General features: G+C 66.8%; 14 protein-coding genes. 5 read left to right on the forward strand and 9 right to left on the reverse strand.

Annotation, left to right across the window (positions count from 1 at the left end):
• Window positions 1-62: 62 nt before the first annotated feature.
• Window positions 63-674, reverse strand: a complete 612-nt coding sequence (locus G6N77_RS16220) for a TetR/AcrR family transcriptional regulator C-terminal domain-containing protein (RefSeq protein WP_165183214.1) — start codon at window positions 672-674, stop codon at window positions 63-65.
• A gap of 136 nt (window positions 675-810) precedes the next feature.
• Here G6N77_RS16220 and G6N77_RS16225 point away from each other — a divergent pair, with 136 nt between their 5' ends.
• From G6N77_RS16225 to G6N77_RS16235, 3 genes are read left to right on the forward strand one after another with little or no spacing between them, the layout of a single operon-like run.
• A complete protein-coding gene (locus G6N77_RS16225; RefSeq protein ID WP_165183215.1) occupies window positions 811-1,782 on the forward strand; it encodes a nitrilase-related carbon-nitrogen hydrolase in 972 nt (323 codons plus the stop codon).
• Complete coding sequence (locus tag G6N77_RS16230) at window positions 1,782-2,816, forward strand: agmatine deiminase family protein (RefSeq protein ID WP_165183216.1); 1,035 nt, start codon at window positions 1,782-1,784, stop codon at window positions 2,814-2,816. Before G6N77_RS16225 ends, G6N77_RS16230 begins: the two co-directional genes overlap by 1 nt.
• 12 nt (window positions 2,817-2,828) lie before the next feature.
• The gene (locus G6N77_RS16235) at window positions 2,829-4,385 is read left to right on the forward strand and encodes an APC family permease (protein WP_165183217.1); all 1,557 of its coding nucleotides are present in this window, start codon (window positions 2,829-2,831) and stop codon (window positions 4,383-4,385) included.
• 69 nt (window positions 4,386-4,454) lie between these two features.
• On the opposite strand, the gene G6N77_RS16240 is transcribed toward G6N77_RS16235, so the two are convergent.
• The 7 genes from G6N77_RS16240 to G6N77_RS16270 all read right to left on the reverse strand — a co-directional run bounded on the left by G6N77_RS16240 (window position 4,455) and on the right by G6N77_RS16270 (window position 11,502).
• Complete coding sequence (locus G6N77_RS16240) at window positions 4,455-5,945, reverse strand: FAD-dependent oxidoreductase (protein ID WP_165183218.1); 1,491 nt, start codon at window positions 5,943-5,945, stop codon at window positions 4,455-4,457.
• Window positions 5,946-5,976: 31 nt separating this feature from the next.
• Window positions 5,977-7,236: a uroporphyrinogen-III C-methyltransferase gene (gene cobA, locus G6N77_RS16245; RefSeq protein WP_165183219.1), complete on the reverse strand. Its 1,260-nt coding sequence runs from the start codon at window positions 7,234-7,236 to the stop codon at window positions 5,977-5,979.
• Between the two features lie 101 nt (window positions 7,237-7,337).
• Window positions 7,338-8,234, reverse strand: coding sequence for an ABC transporter permease (locus tag G6N77_RS16250; RefSeq protein ID WP_165183220.1), 897 nt, complete (start codon window positions 8,232-8,234; stop codon window positions 7,338-7,340).
• Window positions 8,227-9,060, reverse strand: coding sequence for an ABC transporter ATP-binding protein (locus tag G6N77_RS16255; protein ID WP_165183221.1), 834 nt, complete (start codon window positions 9,058-9,060; stop codon window positions 8,227-8,229). Before G6N77_RS16255 ends, G6N77_RS16250 begins: the two co-directional genes overlap by 8 nt.
• On the reverse strand, window positions 9,057-9,275 hold the full coding sequence (locus G6N77_RS16260) for a hypothetical protein (protein ID WP_165183222.1): 219 nt from the start codon (window positions 9,273-9,275) through the stop codon (window positions 9,057-9,059). The genes G6N77_RS16255 and G6N77_RS16260 overlap by 4 nt, the downstream gene beginning before the upstream one ends.
• Window positions 9,276-9,386: 111 nt before the next feature.
• Entirely contained in the window at window positions 9,387-10,592 is a 1,206-nt protein-coding gene (locus G6N77_RS16265) for an ABC transporter substrate-binding protein (protein WP_165183223.1), read from the reverse strand.
• A 73-nt stretch (window positions 10,593-10,665) separates the two neighbouring features.
• Window positions 10,666-11,502 (reverse strand): helix-turn-helix domain-containing protein, encoded by an 837-nt coding sequence (locus G6N77_RS16270; protein WP_165183224.1) that lies wholly within the window; start codon window positions 11,500-11,502, stop codon window positions 10,666-10,668.
• Between the two features lie 72 nt (window positions 11,503-11,574).
• On the opposite strand from G6N77_RS16270, the gene G6N77_RS16275 reads away from it, so the two are divergent.
• Window positions 11,575-12,087 (forward strand): VOC family protein, encoded by a 513-nt coding sequence (locus G6N77_RS16275; RefSeq protein WP_165183225.1) that lies wholly within the window; start codon window positions 11,575-11,577, stop codon window positions 12,085-12,087.
• 103 nt (window positions 12,088-12,190) lie between these two features.
• On the opposite strand, the gene G6N77_RS16280 is transcribed toward G6N77_RS16275, so the two are convergent.
• Window positions 12,191-13,210: a GTP pyrophosphokinase gene (locus G6N77_RS16280; protein WP_165183226.1), complete on the reverse strand. Its 1,020-nt coding sequence runs from the start codon at window positions 13,208-13,210 to the stop codon at window positions 12,191-12,193.
• A gap of 300 nt (window positions 13,211-13,510) precedes the next feature.
• Between G6N77_RS16280 and G6N77_RS16285 the strand changes: the two genes are divergently transcribed.
• On the forward strand, window positions 13,511-14,294 hold a 784-nt coding region (locus G6N77_RS16285; protein ID WP_165183227.1), incomplete at its 3' end, for a DUF222 domain-containing protein.

Genomic DNA, 14,294 nt, shown 5'->3' on the forward strand with positions numbered 1-14,294 from the left:
ATCCAGTTCTGCCAGAAAAAAGATCAATCCTCTCCAACCGTGGATATGGCCGAGGAAAGCTGTTAAGGTGCCAGCCTTTCGAAACCCGCCATGATCAGGTCCAGGCCAAAAAGGAAGGCTTCATCGGCCCGTTCAGCACGTCCAAGGCCGGCGTCCAGGGCCGCCCGGAGGGACGGCCCTGCCGTTTCCCCGGGGTCCCACACGTCCTCCGGGGCCGCAACGTCCAGGGCCGAACCAAGCACGTAATTGTCCAATACGGTGATGGCTTCCAAGGTCCGTGCCGGGGTGAATCCGGCACGTGCAAATTGTTCCGCCAGCACGTTGTACATGCCAATGGTGGTTGCATCCCGGACGGAATACGCCGTCAGCAGGGGGATCAGCCGGGGGTGCACGGCATAGGAATTCCTGTATTGCACGGCAATGCCACGGATGGCTGCGCTCCAGTGGGGATCGCCGGCCGTGACGCCGGCCAAGTCGATCTGGGCCACGGCGGCCCCGCGCATGAGCTCAATGATGTCGCCCTTGCCCGTGACGTGGTTGTAAAGCGAGGACGGACTGACCTTAAGTCTTTTGGCGAGTTCGGGAACCGTGAATTCGCCCTTCGCGTCCACCATGGCCAGGGCGGCCCGAGCAATAAGTTCGGGGGAGAGCTTGGGGGTCAGCGGGCGGGCCATGGGGATCCTTCCGGAAGGTTTCTCCAAGGATAACGAACTAAATTCGTTTAACCCCTTGCGCGCCCCGGGAACTTGGATTCATAATAAAACGAACAACATTCGTTTTATGTGATTCCAATCTCCCCGAGGATGCAAAATGCTTGAACTGACAGCCTTCAATCCGCCCGTCTCCTGGGCCCGGACAGCGCAGGGCGACAACTCCGTGCCGCTCCGCGTGGCCCTGGTGCAGCACCGCTGGAACGCGGACCCGGCAATTGTCCGCGAAGAGCTCCGTGATGGCACCTCCCGGGCCGCCGCCCACGGTGCCGCCGTGGTCTTCCTGCCGGAACTCACACTTTCCCGCTACCCGGCCGACACCCTCCCTGAAGGAACCCCGAGCGCAGCGGCGGAAGACCTCCTGACCGGCCCGACCTTCACTTTTGCCGCCCAGGCCGCCCGCGATTTCGGCATTTGCGTTCACGCATCCCTCTACCAAAGGGCCGACGCCGGCGACGGCCTGGGCCTGAACACCTCCATCCTCGTCTCCCCGAAAGGCGAGCTGCTGGCGCGGACCCACAAGCTGCACATTCCGCGCACCGACGGCTACTACGAGGACAAGTTCTTTCGTCCTGGTCCGGCCGCCGAGGACGCCTACGCGGTGCATGCGCCCGCGGAACTGGGCGGCGCCCGGCTGGGCATGCCCACCTGCTGGGACGAGTGGTTCCCCGAGGTGGCCCGGATGTATTCGCTGGGGGGCGCCGAATTGCTCGTCTACCCCACGGCGATCGGTTCGGAACCGTCCTTCCCGGAATTTGACACGCAGCCGCTGTGGCAGCAGGTGATTGTCGGCAACGGCATCGCCAACGGACTGTTCATGGTGGTCCCGAACCGCTGGGGCAACGAAGGGTCTGTCACGTTTTACGGCTCCTCCTTCATCTCCGACCCCTACGGCCGCATCCTGGTGCAGGCCCCGCGCGACGAGTCCGCCGTGCTGGTGGCCGACCTCGACCTGGCCCAGCGCGCCGACTGGCTGGAGCTTTTCCCGTTCCTGGCCACCCGCCGCCCCGAGACCTACGGCCGCCTGCTTGAACCGGTCGATGCCGGCCACCCCTACGGAAAGGCCCTCTGATGCGCTGGGTGATGCCCGCGGAAACAGCCCCGCAGGAGCGGATCTGGATGGCCTTCCCTCCCGGCGGCTATGCCCTCGGGGACACCTCGGAAGAGGCGCACGCCGCGCGGAGCTGCTGGGCGGCCGTGGCCAACGCCGCCGTCGAGTTTGAACCCGTGACCATGATCGTGGCGCCCGGCGACGAGGAAGTTGCCGCGCAGTACCTTTCCCCCGAGGTCGAGGTCCGCACGGCTCCTCTTGACGACGCCTGGATGCGCGACATCGGCCCCACCTTTGTGGTGGGGAAGGCGGACGACGGCGGCACCCGGCTCGGTGCCGTGGACTGGGTGTTCAACGGCTGGGGCGCCCAGGACTGGGCCTCCTGGGGCAAGGACTCACTGATCGGCACGGCAGTGGCCGGGCTGGCCGGAGCCGAACGCGTTGGCTCGAAGCTGGTCAACGAAGGCGGGGCCATCCACGTGGACGGCGAAGGCACGGTGCTCGTGACGGAAACAGTGCAGCTGGACCCGCACCGCAACCCCGGGCTGTCCAAAGCGGACGTGGAGGCAGAGCTGGCCCGCACCATCGGCGCCACGCACGTCATCTGGCTGCCACGCGGGCTGGCCCGGGACGCCGAACGGTTCGGCACCCGCGGACACGTGGACATTGTGGCCACCATCCCCCGCCCCGGCACCCTCCTGGTGCACCGGCAAAACAACCCGGAGCACCCGGACTTCGCCATCACGGCCGAAATCATCGAATTCCTGCACACCACACGGGACGCCGCGGGCCGGGCCTGGAACATCATCGAGGTCACTGCCCCGGAAACCACCACCGACGCCGAGGGGTGGGTGGACTACAGCTACATCAACCACCTTGTCCTCAATGGCGGCGTAATCGCTTGCAGCTTTGACGACCCCATGGACGCCACGGCCCAACAAATCCTCGCCGACGCCTACCCGGGCCGCAGGGTGGTCAGCGTTGACGCCCGCGAACTGTACGCCCGCGGCGGAGGCATCCACTGCATCACGCAGCAACAACCGCTGCTTCCCTAGAAAGGCTCCCCCATGAGTCAGACACAATTGCGTGGCAAAACTGTTGCCGCGCGGGGGACAGTGCCGTCCCCCTCCCCTGGCGGCAAGGGACTGGCCGCCGGCCAGCTCGGCCTGCTGGCCGTCGTCGTGATTGGTATTTCCACCATTGCCCCCGCCTACGTGCTCACCAGCACGCTGGGACCCACGGTCCAGGCCATCGGCGCCCACCTGCCAGCCATTTTCGTGGTGGGGTTCATCCCCATGTTCATGGTGGCGTTGGGCTACCGGGAACTCAACGCCGATTCCCCCGACAGCGGCACCACCTTCACCTGGGTCACCAAGGCGTTTGGCCCCGTGGTGGGCTGGATGGGCGGGTGGGGGCTGCTGGCGGCCAACATCATTGTGCTCTCCAACCTGGCGGGCGTGGCAGTGGATTTCTTCTACCTGTTTGTTTCCCAGCTGACAGGCCAGGGATGGATTGCCGGCCTGGCCGCCAACAAGCCCGTCAATGTGCTGACCTGCCTGGTGTTCGTGGCAGCTGCCGTCTGGGTTTCCAGCCGCGGCGTCAAGACCACCAAGAGCGTGCAGTACCTGCTGGTGGCCTTCCAGCTCGGCGTCCTGGCCTGGTTTGTCATCGGGGCGTTTTCCAAGGTTGCCGCTGGGCAGGCCGCCACCTCCATGGCCTTCAGCTGGAGCTGGTTCAACCCGCTGGACATCGGCAGCTTCTCCGCTTTTGCCGCCGGGCTGTCCCTTTCCATCTTTTCCTTCTGGGGCTGGGACCTGTGCCTGACCATGAGCGAGGAAACCACCAACTCGAAGAAGACGTCCGGGCTGGCCGCCGCCATCGTCGCCATCGCCGTCCTGGTCATCTACGTGGTGGGCTCGATCGCCGTGGTCATGTTTGCCGGCGTTGGCAACACCGGGGTGGGACTGACCAACCCGGACATTGCCGAAAACGTGTTCACGGCCATCGCAAGCCCCGTCATGGGCCCGTTCGCCATCCTGCTGTCCCTGGCCGTGCTCTCCAGTTGCGGCGCATCACTGCAGTCCACGTTTGTATCGCCGGCGCGCAGCCTGCTCGCCATGGGCTACTACAAGGCGTTGCCCTCGCGGTTTGCATCCGTCAACCCGCGCTTTCAGTCGCCGGTGTTTGCCACGGTGGCGGCCGGCGTGGTCTCCGCGGGCTTCTACGCCCTGATGCGCTACCTCAGCGACAACGTGCTCAATGACACCATCCAGGCCCTGGGCCTGATGATCTGCTTCTACTACGGGATCACCGCTCTGGCCTGCGTCTGGTACTTCCGGCACTCCTTGTTCAAGAGCGTGCGGAACTTCTTCTTCAGGCTCGTGTTCCCGCTGCTCGGCGGGGTGGGGCTGGTGGTGGTGTTCCTGCAAACCGCGGCGGACAGCTGGGATCCGTCATTTGGCAGCGGCTCGCAACTGTTCGGCGTGGGCCTGGTCTTTGTCATCGGCGTGGGGATCCTGGTTTTGGGTGCCGTGGTCATGGCCGTGGTGCACTGGCGGATGCCCGGATTCTTCCGCGGCGAGACGCTAAAGCAGGACACCCCGGCCCTGGTTGTGCCGGAGTAGCGCCACCAGCTTCCAGCCACAAAAATGCCGCCCGGAAACCAACGTTTCCGGGCGGCATTTTTGCGGCTGCTACCCGAGGACGGCGGCGCCGCGGGAAACGTGCACCATTTCCTCGCGGGAGACCACCTTGACGCGTTCGCGCTGCACAGGTCCGTTCTCCGAGGCGGCCGCCCCGAGGCCCTTCTCATGGGCGTCCAGCTCATGCCAGCCCTCCCACGTGGTGAAGTCCACCTCGCGGGACTCCAGCAGATCCAGGATGGCATCGTGTTCTCGGACCGCGGCTGTCGGCAGCCCTTCACGGTCGCTGAGCAGGTGGGTGATTGTTTCCAGGGCATCGCCCTTGGTGCTGCCGATCAGGCCCACCGGCCCGCGCTTGATCCAGCCCGTCGCATAGATGCCCGGCACCTGGGATCCGTCGGCACCCAGCACGCGGCCGCCGTCGTTCGTGACAACGCCGCGGCGGTGGTCAAACTCCACGTCCGGCAGGGCGGAGCCGAAGTAGCCCACCGAACGGTAGACGGCCTGCACCGGGTAGTCGATGAACTCGCCGGTGCCGCGCGTGTTCCCCGTGCCGTCCAGCTCCGTGCGCTCAAACTTGATGCCGGTGACCTTGCCGTCCTCACCCGTGATCTCGACCGGGTTGTGGAGGAAGTGCAGGTGGAGCCGGCGGGAGGCGCCCGTGGCGGGGTCGGCGGCGTCGTCCTCCTGCTCCACGAGCCAGTTGGTGAGGGTGTTGACCATGGTCTTGATCTGGTTGTTGCTCTTGATCGCCTCATCGGAGGCCTCGTCGAAGTCGAAGTCCTCCTCGTAGAGGACAATGTCCACGTCGCGGGAATGCGACAGCTCGCGCAGCTCCATGGGCGTGAACTTCACCTGGGCGGGGCCGCGGCGGCCGAAAATGTGCACGTCCGTGACCGGCGATTCCAACAGGCCCTGGTAGACGTTGTCCGGAATTTCGGTGACCAGGAGGTCGTCGGCATGCTTGGAGAGCACACGCGCCACGTCCAGGGCCACGTTGCCGTTGCCAATGACGGCAATTTCCTTGGCGGTCAGGGGCCATTCGCGGGACACATCCGGGTGGCCGTCATACCAGGAGACAAAGTCGGCACCGCCGAAGGAGCCCTCCAGCTCGATGCCGGGGATGTTCAGGTCCGCGTCCTTGATGGCGCCCGTGGCGAAGATCACGGCGTCGTAGTGCGTTTGGAGGTCCTCCAGGGAGAGATCCGTGCCGTAATCGACGTTGCCGAAGAAGCGGATGTCCCCGCGGTCCAGGACCTTGTGCAGGGCGTTGACGATGCCCTTGATGCGGGGATGGTCCGGCGCCACGCCGTAGCGGATCAAGCCGTACGGGGCCGGGTAGCGGTCAAAGAGGTCGATCGCCAGGACCAGGCCGTCCTGCACTTCCTGGCTCTTGGTCAGCATGTCCGCGGCGTAGACGCCTGCCGGGCCGGAGCCGATGACTGCGATGCGCAGCGGGCTATCCGCCGTTCCGCGGTTTTCGGTTCCAGGGATGCTGGCTGCAGGAGAGACGGGAGTGCTTGATGACACGGCTGTGCTCATTTCTGTAGTGTCGTGGGGCTTAAGGACAAGTCTAGGAGAGAATGCTTGCGGTTTCCCGCGTGCCGTAGTGGGCCGTTGCGAGTTCCGGCGGCGCCAGCGGACTGACGCGCACCACGTCGCCGACGACGACGACGGCCGGGTTGCGCACCCTGCCCGCCTGCGCCTGGGCCACGATGGTGCCCAGCGTGCCGATGGTGACTCGCTGGTTTTGGGCAAAACCGTTTTCGATGATGGCCACGGGGCAGTCCGCGCCGCGGCCCGCCGCCTGCAGGATGGGAATGGAGCGGTTGAGCGTGCCCACCCCCATCAGCAGCACCACGGTGTGGTCGCTGCCGTGCGGGACGTTTTCAAGTTCCTCGTGGCCGCTGATCATGGTGAATGCCTTGGCCAGGCCGCGGTGGGTGACGGGAATGCCGGCCGCGGCGGGAACGCTGACGGCGCTGGTGACACCGGGGACCACTTCGACATCCACGCCGGCGTCGCGGCAGGCAATGGCTTCCTCGCCGCCGCGGCCCAGCACGTAGGGGTCCCCGCCCTTGAGCCGCGCCACCCGGTGGCCCTTTTTGGCCTCGCGGACCAGGATCGCATTGATTTCACTTTGCGTGACGGGGTGGTGCCCGGGTGTCTTGCCCACTTCAATGACCTTGACGTTTTCGCCCAGTCCTTCAAGGAGGCCGCGGGGGCCCAGCCTGTCCGCCACGACGACGTCGGCCTCGGCCAGGAGCCTGCGCCCCCGGACGGTGATGAGGTCCTCGGCGCCGGGCCCTCCGCCAATCAGGGCCACGGAGCCCTGGCGCCCGCGAGTGTCGGGATTCCGGCGGTGCCGCCCCAGTGGCAGTTCGCCGGTTTCCAGGCCGGCCGCGATGGCATTGCGGATGGCGACGGCGCGCAGCGGGTCTCCCCCGGCGTTGACGGCAACCTTCACGTCCTCCACCGTCGCGACGGCGGGCGTCCAGGCGGCCGAATCCGCTGCGTGGGAGTGGTTGACGGACCAGACGCGCTGTGACTCGGCGTCGGCGGCCACAAGGGTGTCGATGTCAGCGTCACCGCTGGCGGCCACGGCAAACCAGGCCGAGTCCATGTCGGAGCTCTCGTAGGGGCGCGCCCGCCACGTCACCAGCTCCACCAAGTCCCGGGCCGGGGCGCTGAGCACCGGGGCCACCAGCGTGACCTGGGCGCCGGCGTCGAGCAGGGCCTTCGCGCGGCGGGCAGCCACCGTGCCGCCGCCCACCACCAGTACGGGGCGGCCCAGCAGCCGGAGCGAGGTTGGGTAAAGATCCACAATTGCCATGGGTTGACCTTAGGGAAAGGGAATATTCGGGTTCAAGACGTTCGTTACACCCGTTCACGCAGCGTCACGGGGGGACATATTTGCAGACCGATGCTGCCTATCTATCGCGTGCTGCCAACCAGCAGGCCACGGCCGCGCAGCAGCCGCTTTTCCACCGGGGCGAACACCAGCAGCTCCACGGCGATGCCCACAAACAGGATGGCCAGGATCGCGGACATCACCATGCCCATGTCCGCCAGCTGGCGGCCCTGCTCCAGCAGGGAGCCGAGCCCGAAGCCCAGCGTTCCGCCCACGGCAATGATCTCGGCGGCCATGAGCGAGCGCCAGGCAAAGGCCCACCCCTGCTTCAGCCCGCCCACATACCCGGGCAGCGCGGCGGGCAGCACCACGTTCACGGCCATTTCCCACCGCGACGCACCCAGGATTTGGCCCACGCGCCGGTATTGCGGGGGAATCTGGTCCACGCCGGAAATGAGCCCGTTAATGATGGAGGGGATGGCGCCCATGAACATGACGAAGTAGACGGTGGCGTCGGTGAGCCCAAACCAAATGATGGCCGCAGGCACCCACGCCACGGAAGGCAGCACCTGCAGCCCTGAAATCAGCGGCCCAAACGCCCGCCGCAGCACCCGGACCTGGGACAGCAGCAGGCCAATCGGGGTGGCCACCACAATGCTGATGGCAAAACCGACGAAGCCGCGCTGCAGCGACGTCCAAATGGCCTCCTGGGCGGTGCCTTCGTGCCACAGCGTGCCCAGCGAGCCAAGCACGTCCAGCGGGCCCGGCACCTGGTCGCGGCGGCGCAGGCCCAGCGAGACGTAGAACTGCCACGCCAGCAACAGCACCACCAGCGCAACAAGCGGCAGCAGCAGGCGGGACCAATCGATCCCGGTCTTTTCAACGGACTCCGACTGCAACGAATCCAGCCCGGCTTCCAGCGAACGCATTTCTTCGGCGTTCCCGCTCTTAAGCAGCGGTGATGTCACGGTTTCAGGCATGACGGCGGATCTCCTCGCGCAGGCGGGCAGTAATGTCCGCGGTCAGTTCCCCCGCGGCGCCGGCGTTGGTGCGGTGTTCCTCGGAAACCTGCCATTCGGCCACCACGCGCCCGGGCCGCGAGGACAGCAGCAGCACCCGCTGCCCCAGCCGCACCGCCTCGCGCACATTGTGGGTGACAAAGATGATGGTGCGGCCCGTTTCCTGCCACACGCGTTCCAGCTCATTGTGAAGCAGGTCGCGCGTGATCGCGTCGAGAGCCGCAAAGGGCTCGTCCATCAGCAGCAGCGGCCTGTCCTGCGCCAACGACCTGGCCAGGGCCACCCGCTGGCGCATGCCGCCGGAAAGCTCGTGCGGGCGCTTGTCCGCCGAATGCCCCAGGTTCACCAAGTCCAGCAGTTCGGCAGCCCGGGCCCGGCGCTCCACCCGGCCCACGCCGCGCAGTTTCAGCGCCAGTTCCACATTGCCGCGGGCGCTCAGCCACGGAAACAGGGACGAATCCTGGAACATGAACGCGGCACCGTCCACCGGCACTTCCAGCGCGCCGGACGTGGGAACGTCCAGCCCGGAAATGATGTTCAGCAGCGTTGACTTTCCACAGCCTGAAGCGCCCAGCAGCGCCACAAACTCGCCCTGGTGGACGGTGGCATTCACGTCCTCCAAGACCGGCGCGCCGCCGCCAAAGCGCTTGCCCAGCCCTTCCAGTACGACGGCGCGTGCCCGGCTTCCGCCGTCGGCCTGCCGTGCGCCGTCGGCCTGCTTTGCGCCGGCACCCTGCGGGTGCACCCCTGCCGCGGCAGGGCGCTGTTCGGCCAGTAATTCAGTCATTTCGCAACCAATCCCGCTGCCGTCCCATGGGATGGGTCGGCAGCAATTTGCACCTGGTGTTGCTGCGGGCCTGCACCCTGCATGGCTCCCGCGTTGGAGGAGGCAGCCGCTGCCCCACCGCCAATCAAGGCGATCAGGGCGGCCACGGCAATGATCTCCACGCCGCGCCGCGGACGTGCCTGCTGGGCTCCGGTGGTGGTTCGCCAAGTGTTCATGGATAAACGGTAGGGAATGCCCGTGGCCCTCTTCAACGATGCGGACACCCGGGGTCACCGTTGTTCACGCGGCGTCACAAACGGCACTTCACAAACGGGGCCGCGCCGGAGCTACTGTCCGCCGAGCCCGCCGGCGGAGACAGCCGGTTGTCCGGTCCTGGCCAGCACCTGGTTCAGCGGCTGAAGCTCGAAGATGCCCGCAAGGTTCGCTTGCTTGCCCACGCCGGCCGTGACGCCGTGTTCCAGCAGAGTTGGGAAAGTGGCGGCCAGGGGGTCGGGCGAAAAGCTCAGCTCAGCCAGCGAACGGTCGATGACATTGGCGGGCAGCGCCTTGCCCGCCGCAGCTTTCAGCGCCGCGTTGACGGCGTCCGGCGCCTGGGACTTGTGCGAGTTCAGCCAGCTGATGGCATCCGTGTGCCCGGCCAGCAGGGCTGCCACGGTTTGCGGGTGGGCGTCCAAATATGACTTGTTGACCACCAGGATGGTGGTGCTGAACTCCCCTTTGGGCCACAGGCTGGCCTCGTTGACCAGCACCTTGGCACCGGCTTGGAGCACCAGGCGTGACGCCCAGGGCTCAGGCAGCCAGGCGCCGTCGAGCTTGCCATCCTGGAAGAGCTTGAGGGTTGAGGCGTTGTCCGTGGGGTTGATGGTGACGTCGCCGCCGCCGCTGGGCGTTGTCTTCAGGCCCTGGGCGGCCAGCCACGAGCGCAGCGCCACGTCCTGCGTGCCGCCCAGCTGCGGGGTGGCCAGGACCTTGCCCTTCAGTTGCGCGGCCGAGGTGATGGAGGGCTTGACCACCAGCTGGGCGCCGCCGCTGGTGGCGCCGGCGATGATGCGGATGGAGGCGCCGCCGCTTTGGACGAAGGAATTGATGGCGGGATTCGGGCCCAGGTAGGCCGCGTCGATGGCACCGGCGTTGAGGGCCTCGATGGCGGAGGGTCCGGCATTGAACACCTGGGTGGTGAGCTTGGTGGCACCCAGGTCCTTGGCGATGATGCCGTTGTTGACGCCGATCAAGGCAGGGGCGTGGGTGACGTTGGCAAAGTAGCCCAGCTTGAGGGTGGCAGCAGCGCTGGGCGGGGGAACGGCGTCGTTCTTGGCATTGCCGGCCGTCACGGAGGCGACGGCGGCACCCGCCCCAATGAGGGCGATGACGCCGGCAACGGCCAGTATTTCCACTTTGCGCAGCTTACGGCGCGGTGACTTTTGGCCGGCGACAATTCTGGCAGTCCGCAGGGATGGCGCGGCCGGGTTGGCTGTGAGTTTGTTTTCAGGCGTGTTTTCCGGGGTTCCGGGGGGCTCTGCAACATTTGTCATGCGTCAACGCTAGGGATTGTCCGGGGCTGCCTCAACGGCGCTGACACAAGGGTTCATGCTGATTCACGGCGCGTCACAAACCGGGCGGCGCGTCTCCGGCCGGACCCTGGTCCGTGTCCTCGCTGACGGATCGCCGGTAGTTGCTGGGAGTGAAACCCAGGACGCGCTGGAAGTCCTTGGCCAGGTGGGCCTGGTCGGCGTAGCCAAATTCGGCGGCAATGGCGGCCAGCTCCAGTCCCGGGTTCGTGCGGGAGCGGTCGGCCGCCTCCTGCAGCCGGCGACGGCGGATCAGCGCGGAGGGGCTCAGCCCCACGTGCTTCTTGGCCAGGCGCTGCAAGGTCCGGGCGGACACCGCCAGCCGTTCCGCGGCGTCCTCAATACGGACCACGTCAGCGGAACTGCCGATCAGTTCAGCCACGGCGTTCGCCAGCAGGCCGTCGTCGGGCACTTTCGGTATTTGGGCGGACAGCCAGTCGGCGAACTCCTGCACTGCGAGCTCCCGCCTTTTATCCGGGGTGCCGCAGCGCATTCCATTCATGGCGGCGCTGACCGAGTCCCGGAGGGCCGGGACGTCAAGGGGCACCCTGGCATCCAGCAGGCTGGCGGGATCGCCGGTGAATGAGGGAATGGCGGCCGGCTTGAGGAGTGCGCCAACGGCCCATCCCCGGCCGCGGAGATCCTGGTGGGAGGTGCGGGTGGTGGGGCCGGCCAGTTCCACCTTGCTGGCTTGGACCACCAAGTTGAATGCCGGGAAGGAGATGAGCTGCTGGCGGGATGCGCGGCCGGGCTCGATGTCCCATTCCGGAATCCAGAACCACTCCACCAACTGCTCCACCTCGTTGGGTGCCGGCAGGCGGTGGAAGGTTGGAAGTCTGGCGGGGTAGAGGATCCCCTTGAATGAGCTGACCACCCCGCCATCCTACGGTCCAGCGTGTCGCGAATCTACAAGCCTGCGCGGCGGGCGGTCCGTAGCGTGGATGGCATGACAAATTCAGCAGACCCGCAAGCAACCACGGCAGCCACCGGCAACTTCACCAGCCACGGCCGCCCCAAAGGATTTTCCAGCCTGACACCGTTCCTGGCCATTGCCCGGGCCGGCGAGGCGCTGGCGTTTTACCGCGACGTCTTCGGTGCCCGGGTTTTGGGCGTGACGGAGTTTGGGGGCGTGGTGGCCCATGCCGAACTCGATTTCGGCCAAGGCCGGCTCCAGCTCGGCGAGCCGGCCCCTGCCTACCACCTGGTTCCGGCGCCGGAGGGTGAAGACGACTGCTATTCGATGGGGCTCTACTGCCCCGACGTTGACGCGCTGCTGGACCGGGCGGTCGACGCCGGGGCCACCATCCGCGAACCGGCCACCAATTTTGTCTCCGGCGACCGCTTCTCCAGCATCCGGGACCCGTTTGGCGTGCGCTGGTCCATCATGACGCGGGTGGAGGACATCTCGGATGAGGAAAGCGCGGCGCGCGTTGCCGAGTGGGCTGCCCAGCAGGGGTGAGCCACGCGGACCTTGGGCCAGGCGGGAGGTGAGGCACGCGGGAGGCCAGCCAACCGCCTGGCGGGAGGGCCGGCGTCGTGCTTGGCCTTGGTGGTGAGCCGGCTCAGGGCTGGAGCGTACGCAGCCGGCGCAGGCGGTAGCGGAGCTTGCCTTCGCGGTTGAAGTCGTTCCCGACGTTTTTGGTGGCCTCAATGTAGGGCTCGCCGAAGGTCATGAGCAGGAGATCGTCAACCACGCGGACCTGGCCGGGCATGAACCGGTAGCCCATGGTGGCCGCCACGGTGCGCTGGTTGATGTTGGCCAGCCAGTCCTCCACCGCCTGCACCGTGGTGAAGCCGTTGGCCGTCAGAATCTCCACCAACCAGGCATACTGCCCGGCCTTGCTGTGCGGGTAGGCGGGGAAAACTCGGTCCAGAAGCAGTTGGATGGAATTGGCATCCAGTTTCTGGGAGCCGACCGCCTCGCTCTGGGACTGCAGGCGCTTGAGGATGTCGGAGATGTTGACGAACTGCTGGTCCGCGAGCTCGATCAGGGTGGAGGCCATGGTGAAGGCGCGGCTGATCTCGGCATTGTCCACATGGGTGCCCTTGAAGCGGATGTCGTGTTCAAATTCTGCCCAGGCATGCTGGAGGACTGTGCGCAACTGCACCTCGAAGCGCTGGCCGCCGAAATTTTCGCAGCCCGCCGGCGGGTTCTCCAACGGAACCTCCAGCGTCAAGTGCCGGCCCGCGTAGCCAATGCCGCCATTCTTGCGGATCATGGCTGTCTTGTCTTCGTCGTCGCGGCAGATGAACTGGCTGCTGAGGGCAATGGCGACTGCGTCGATGTCTGTTTCCACAAACAGGATTACGCGCACGCCAATGAGATCGTCCAGGTGCGCCGTTCCGCCGGGGTACTTTAGTTCGCCGTCGCTGTCCCGCCGGGTGATTTTTTCAAGCGTGGATTTTCTGCTCTTGACGCGGCACCGGACGTCGTGGTGGTTGAGTCCGTCGTCTTGCAGCCTGGCAACAATGGCGGTTCGGATCGATTCGGCAGCCTGCTGAAGGTAGTCCTCGCGGTAGTCCATGACCACTGCTGCGGGGCCATCCACTGCCGACTTTGCGCCCTCGGCCACTTGACTCACGGTTGCACTCCCCTTGTCACAGCGGGCAGCCCCAATTGCTGCAACGCCCTTTAGGGAAATTCTCCCACCTTCGCAGGGCTTGTCCACTTTCCCCGCGGCGGGGCGGGTTCTTTGCGGCTGGTTTGCTGCCGCTGCCGGCCAGGCTCGCTGCTGGTGATGCTCGACGCCGGTGGGCTTGCTTCCGGTGCCGGGCCTGGTTTGTGCGCGGTGGCGGTGGCGGGGCTCGGTGGCGGTGGAAAATATAGAATATTTGTCCTAGTAACTATTGCGTTTCGGTTACGGTGCGGGTAGTGTGGGTTCATGGACGGGTTGGTGCCTGGCCCCGGGAACGGGGAGTCGTCCGCCGCACAGGATGTGGCGGCGGTGCTGGCCGCCGTGTCCCTGCCCGTCGTTGAACCGTTTGGCCCCGGCAGCGCCTCCCTGGCCGGGTTGCCGGCGTTCATCCCGCACCCGGTCCCCGACCCGGAACCGGCCTCCCGGGCCTCCACTGCCCGGGCCGTACAGGCGGACACGGCCGCGGCCCTGGACCAGCTGCGGGTCCTGGAATCGGGGCTCGCGGCGGTGAAGGCGGCCCTGGTGGCCCGGCACCTGGGCGCGGCCGCCGTGGAGGCCGCCGCCCTGGCCCTGGACCGGTGGCAGGGCGGGATTGCCGAATCCGCGGCCGTGGCCGAGATCGGGGCGAGCCTGCACATTCCCGAGTCCAGTGCGCGGCTGCTTGCGAACCAGGCCACGGAGCTGGCCGCCCACCGCCGGGACACCCTGGATGCCCTGACCGCCGGGGAGCTGTCCTGGCGCCACGCCTGCACCATCGTGGCCGAAACCGGCACCCTGGCCGAAACCCCCGGCACCACACCGGCGGACACCGCCGCGTTTGAGGCGCGGCTGCTGGCCGCCGTGCCCGGGACGACCCCGGGCCGCTTCGCCTCCGCCGCCCGGCGGATGCGCGAGGGCACCCATCCGGAAACCCTGCCCACCCGCACCCGGGAGGCCATCGGCAAACGCACCATGGCCGTGGAACCCGGCACGGACGGCATGGCCTGGCTGTCCCTGCACCTGCCCGCCCCCGCCGCGAACGGCGCCCTGG

Source organism: Arthrobacter silviterrae, assembly GCF_011045165.1.
GTDB lineage: Bacteria > Actinomycetota > Actinomycetes > Actinomycetales > Micrococcaceae > Specibacter > Specibacter silviterrae.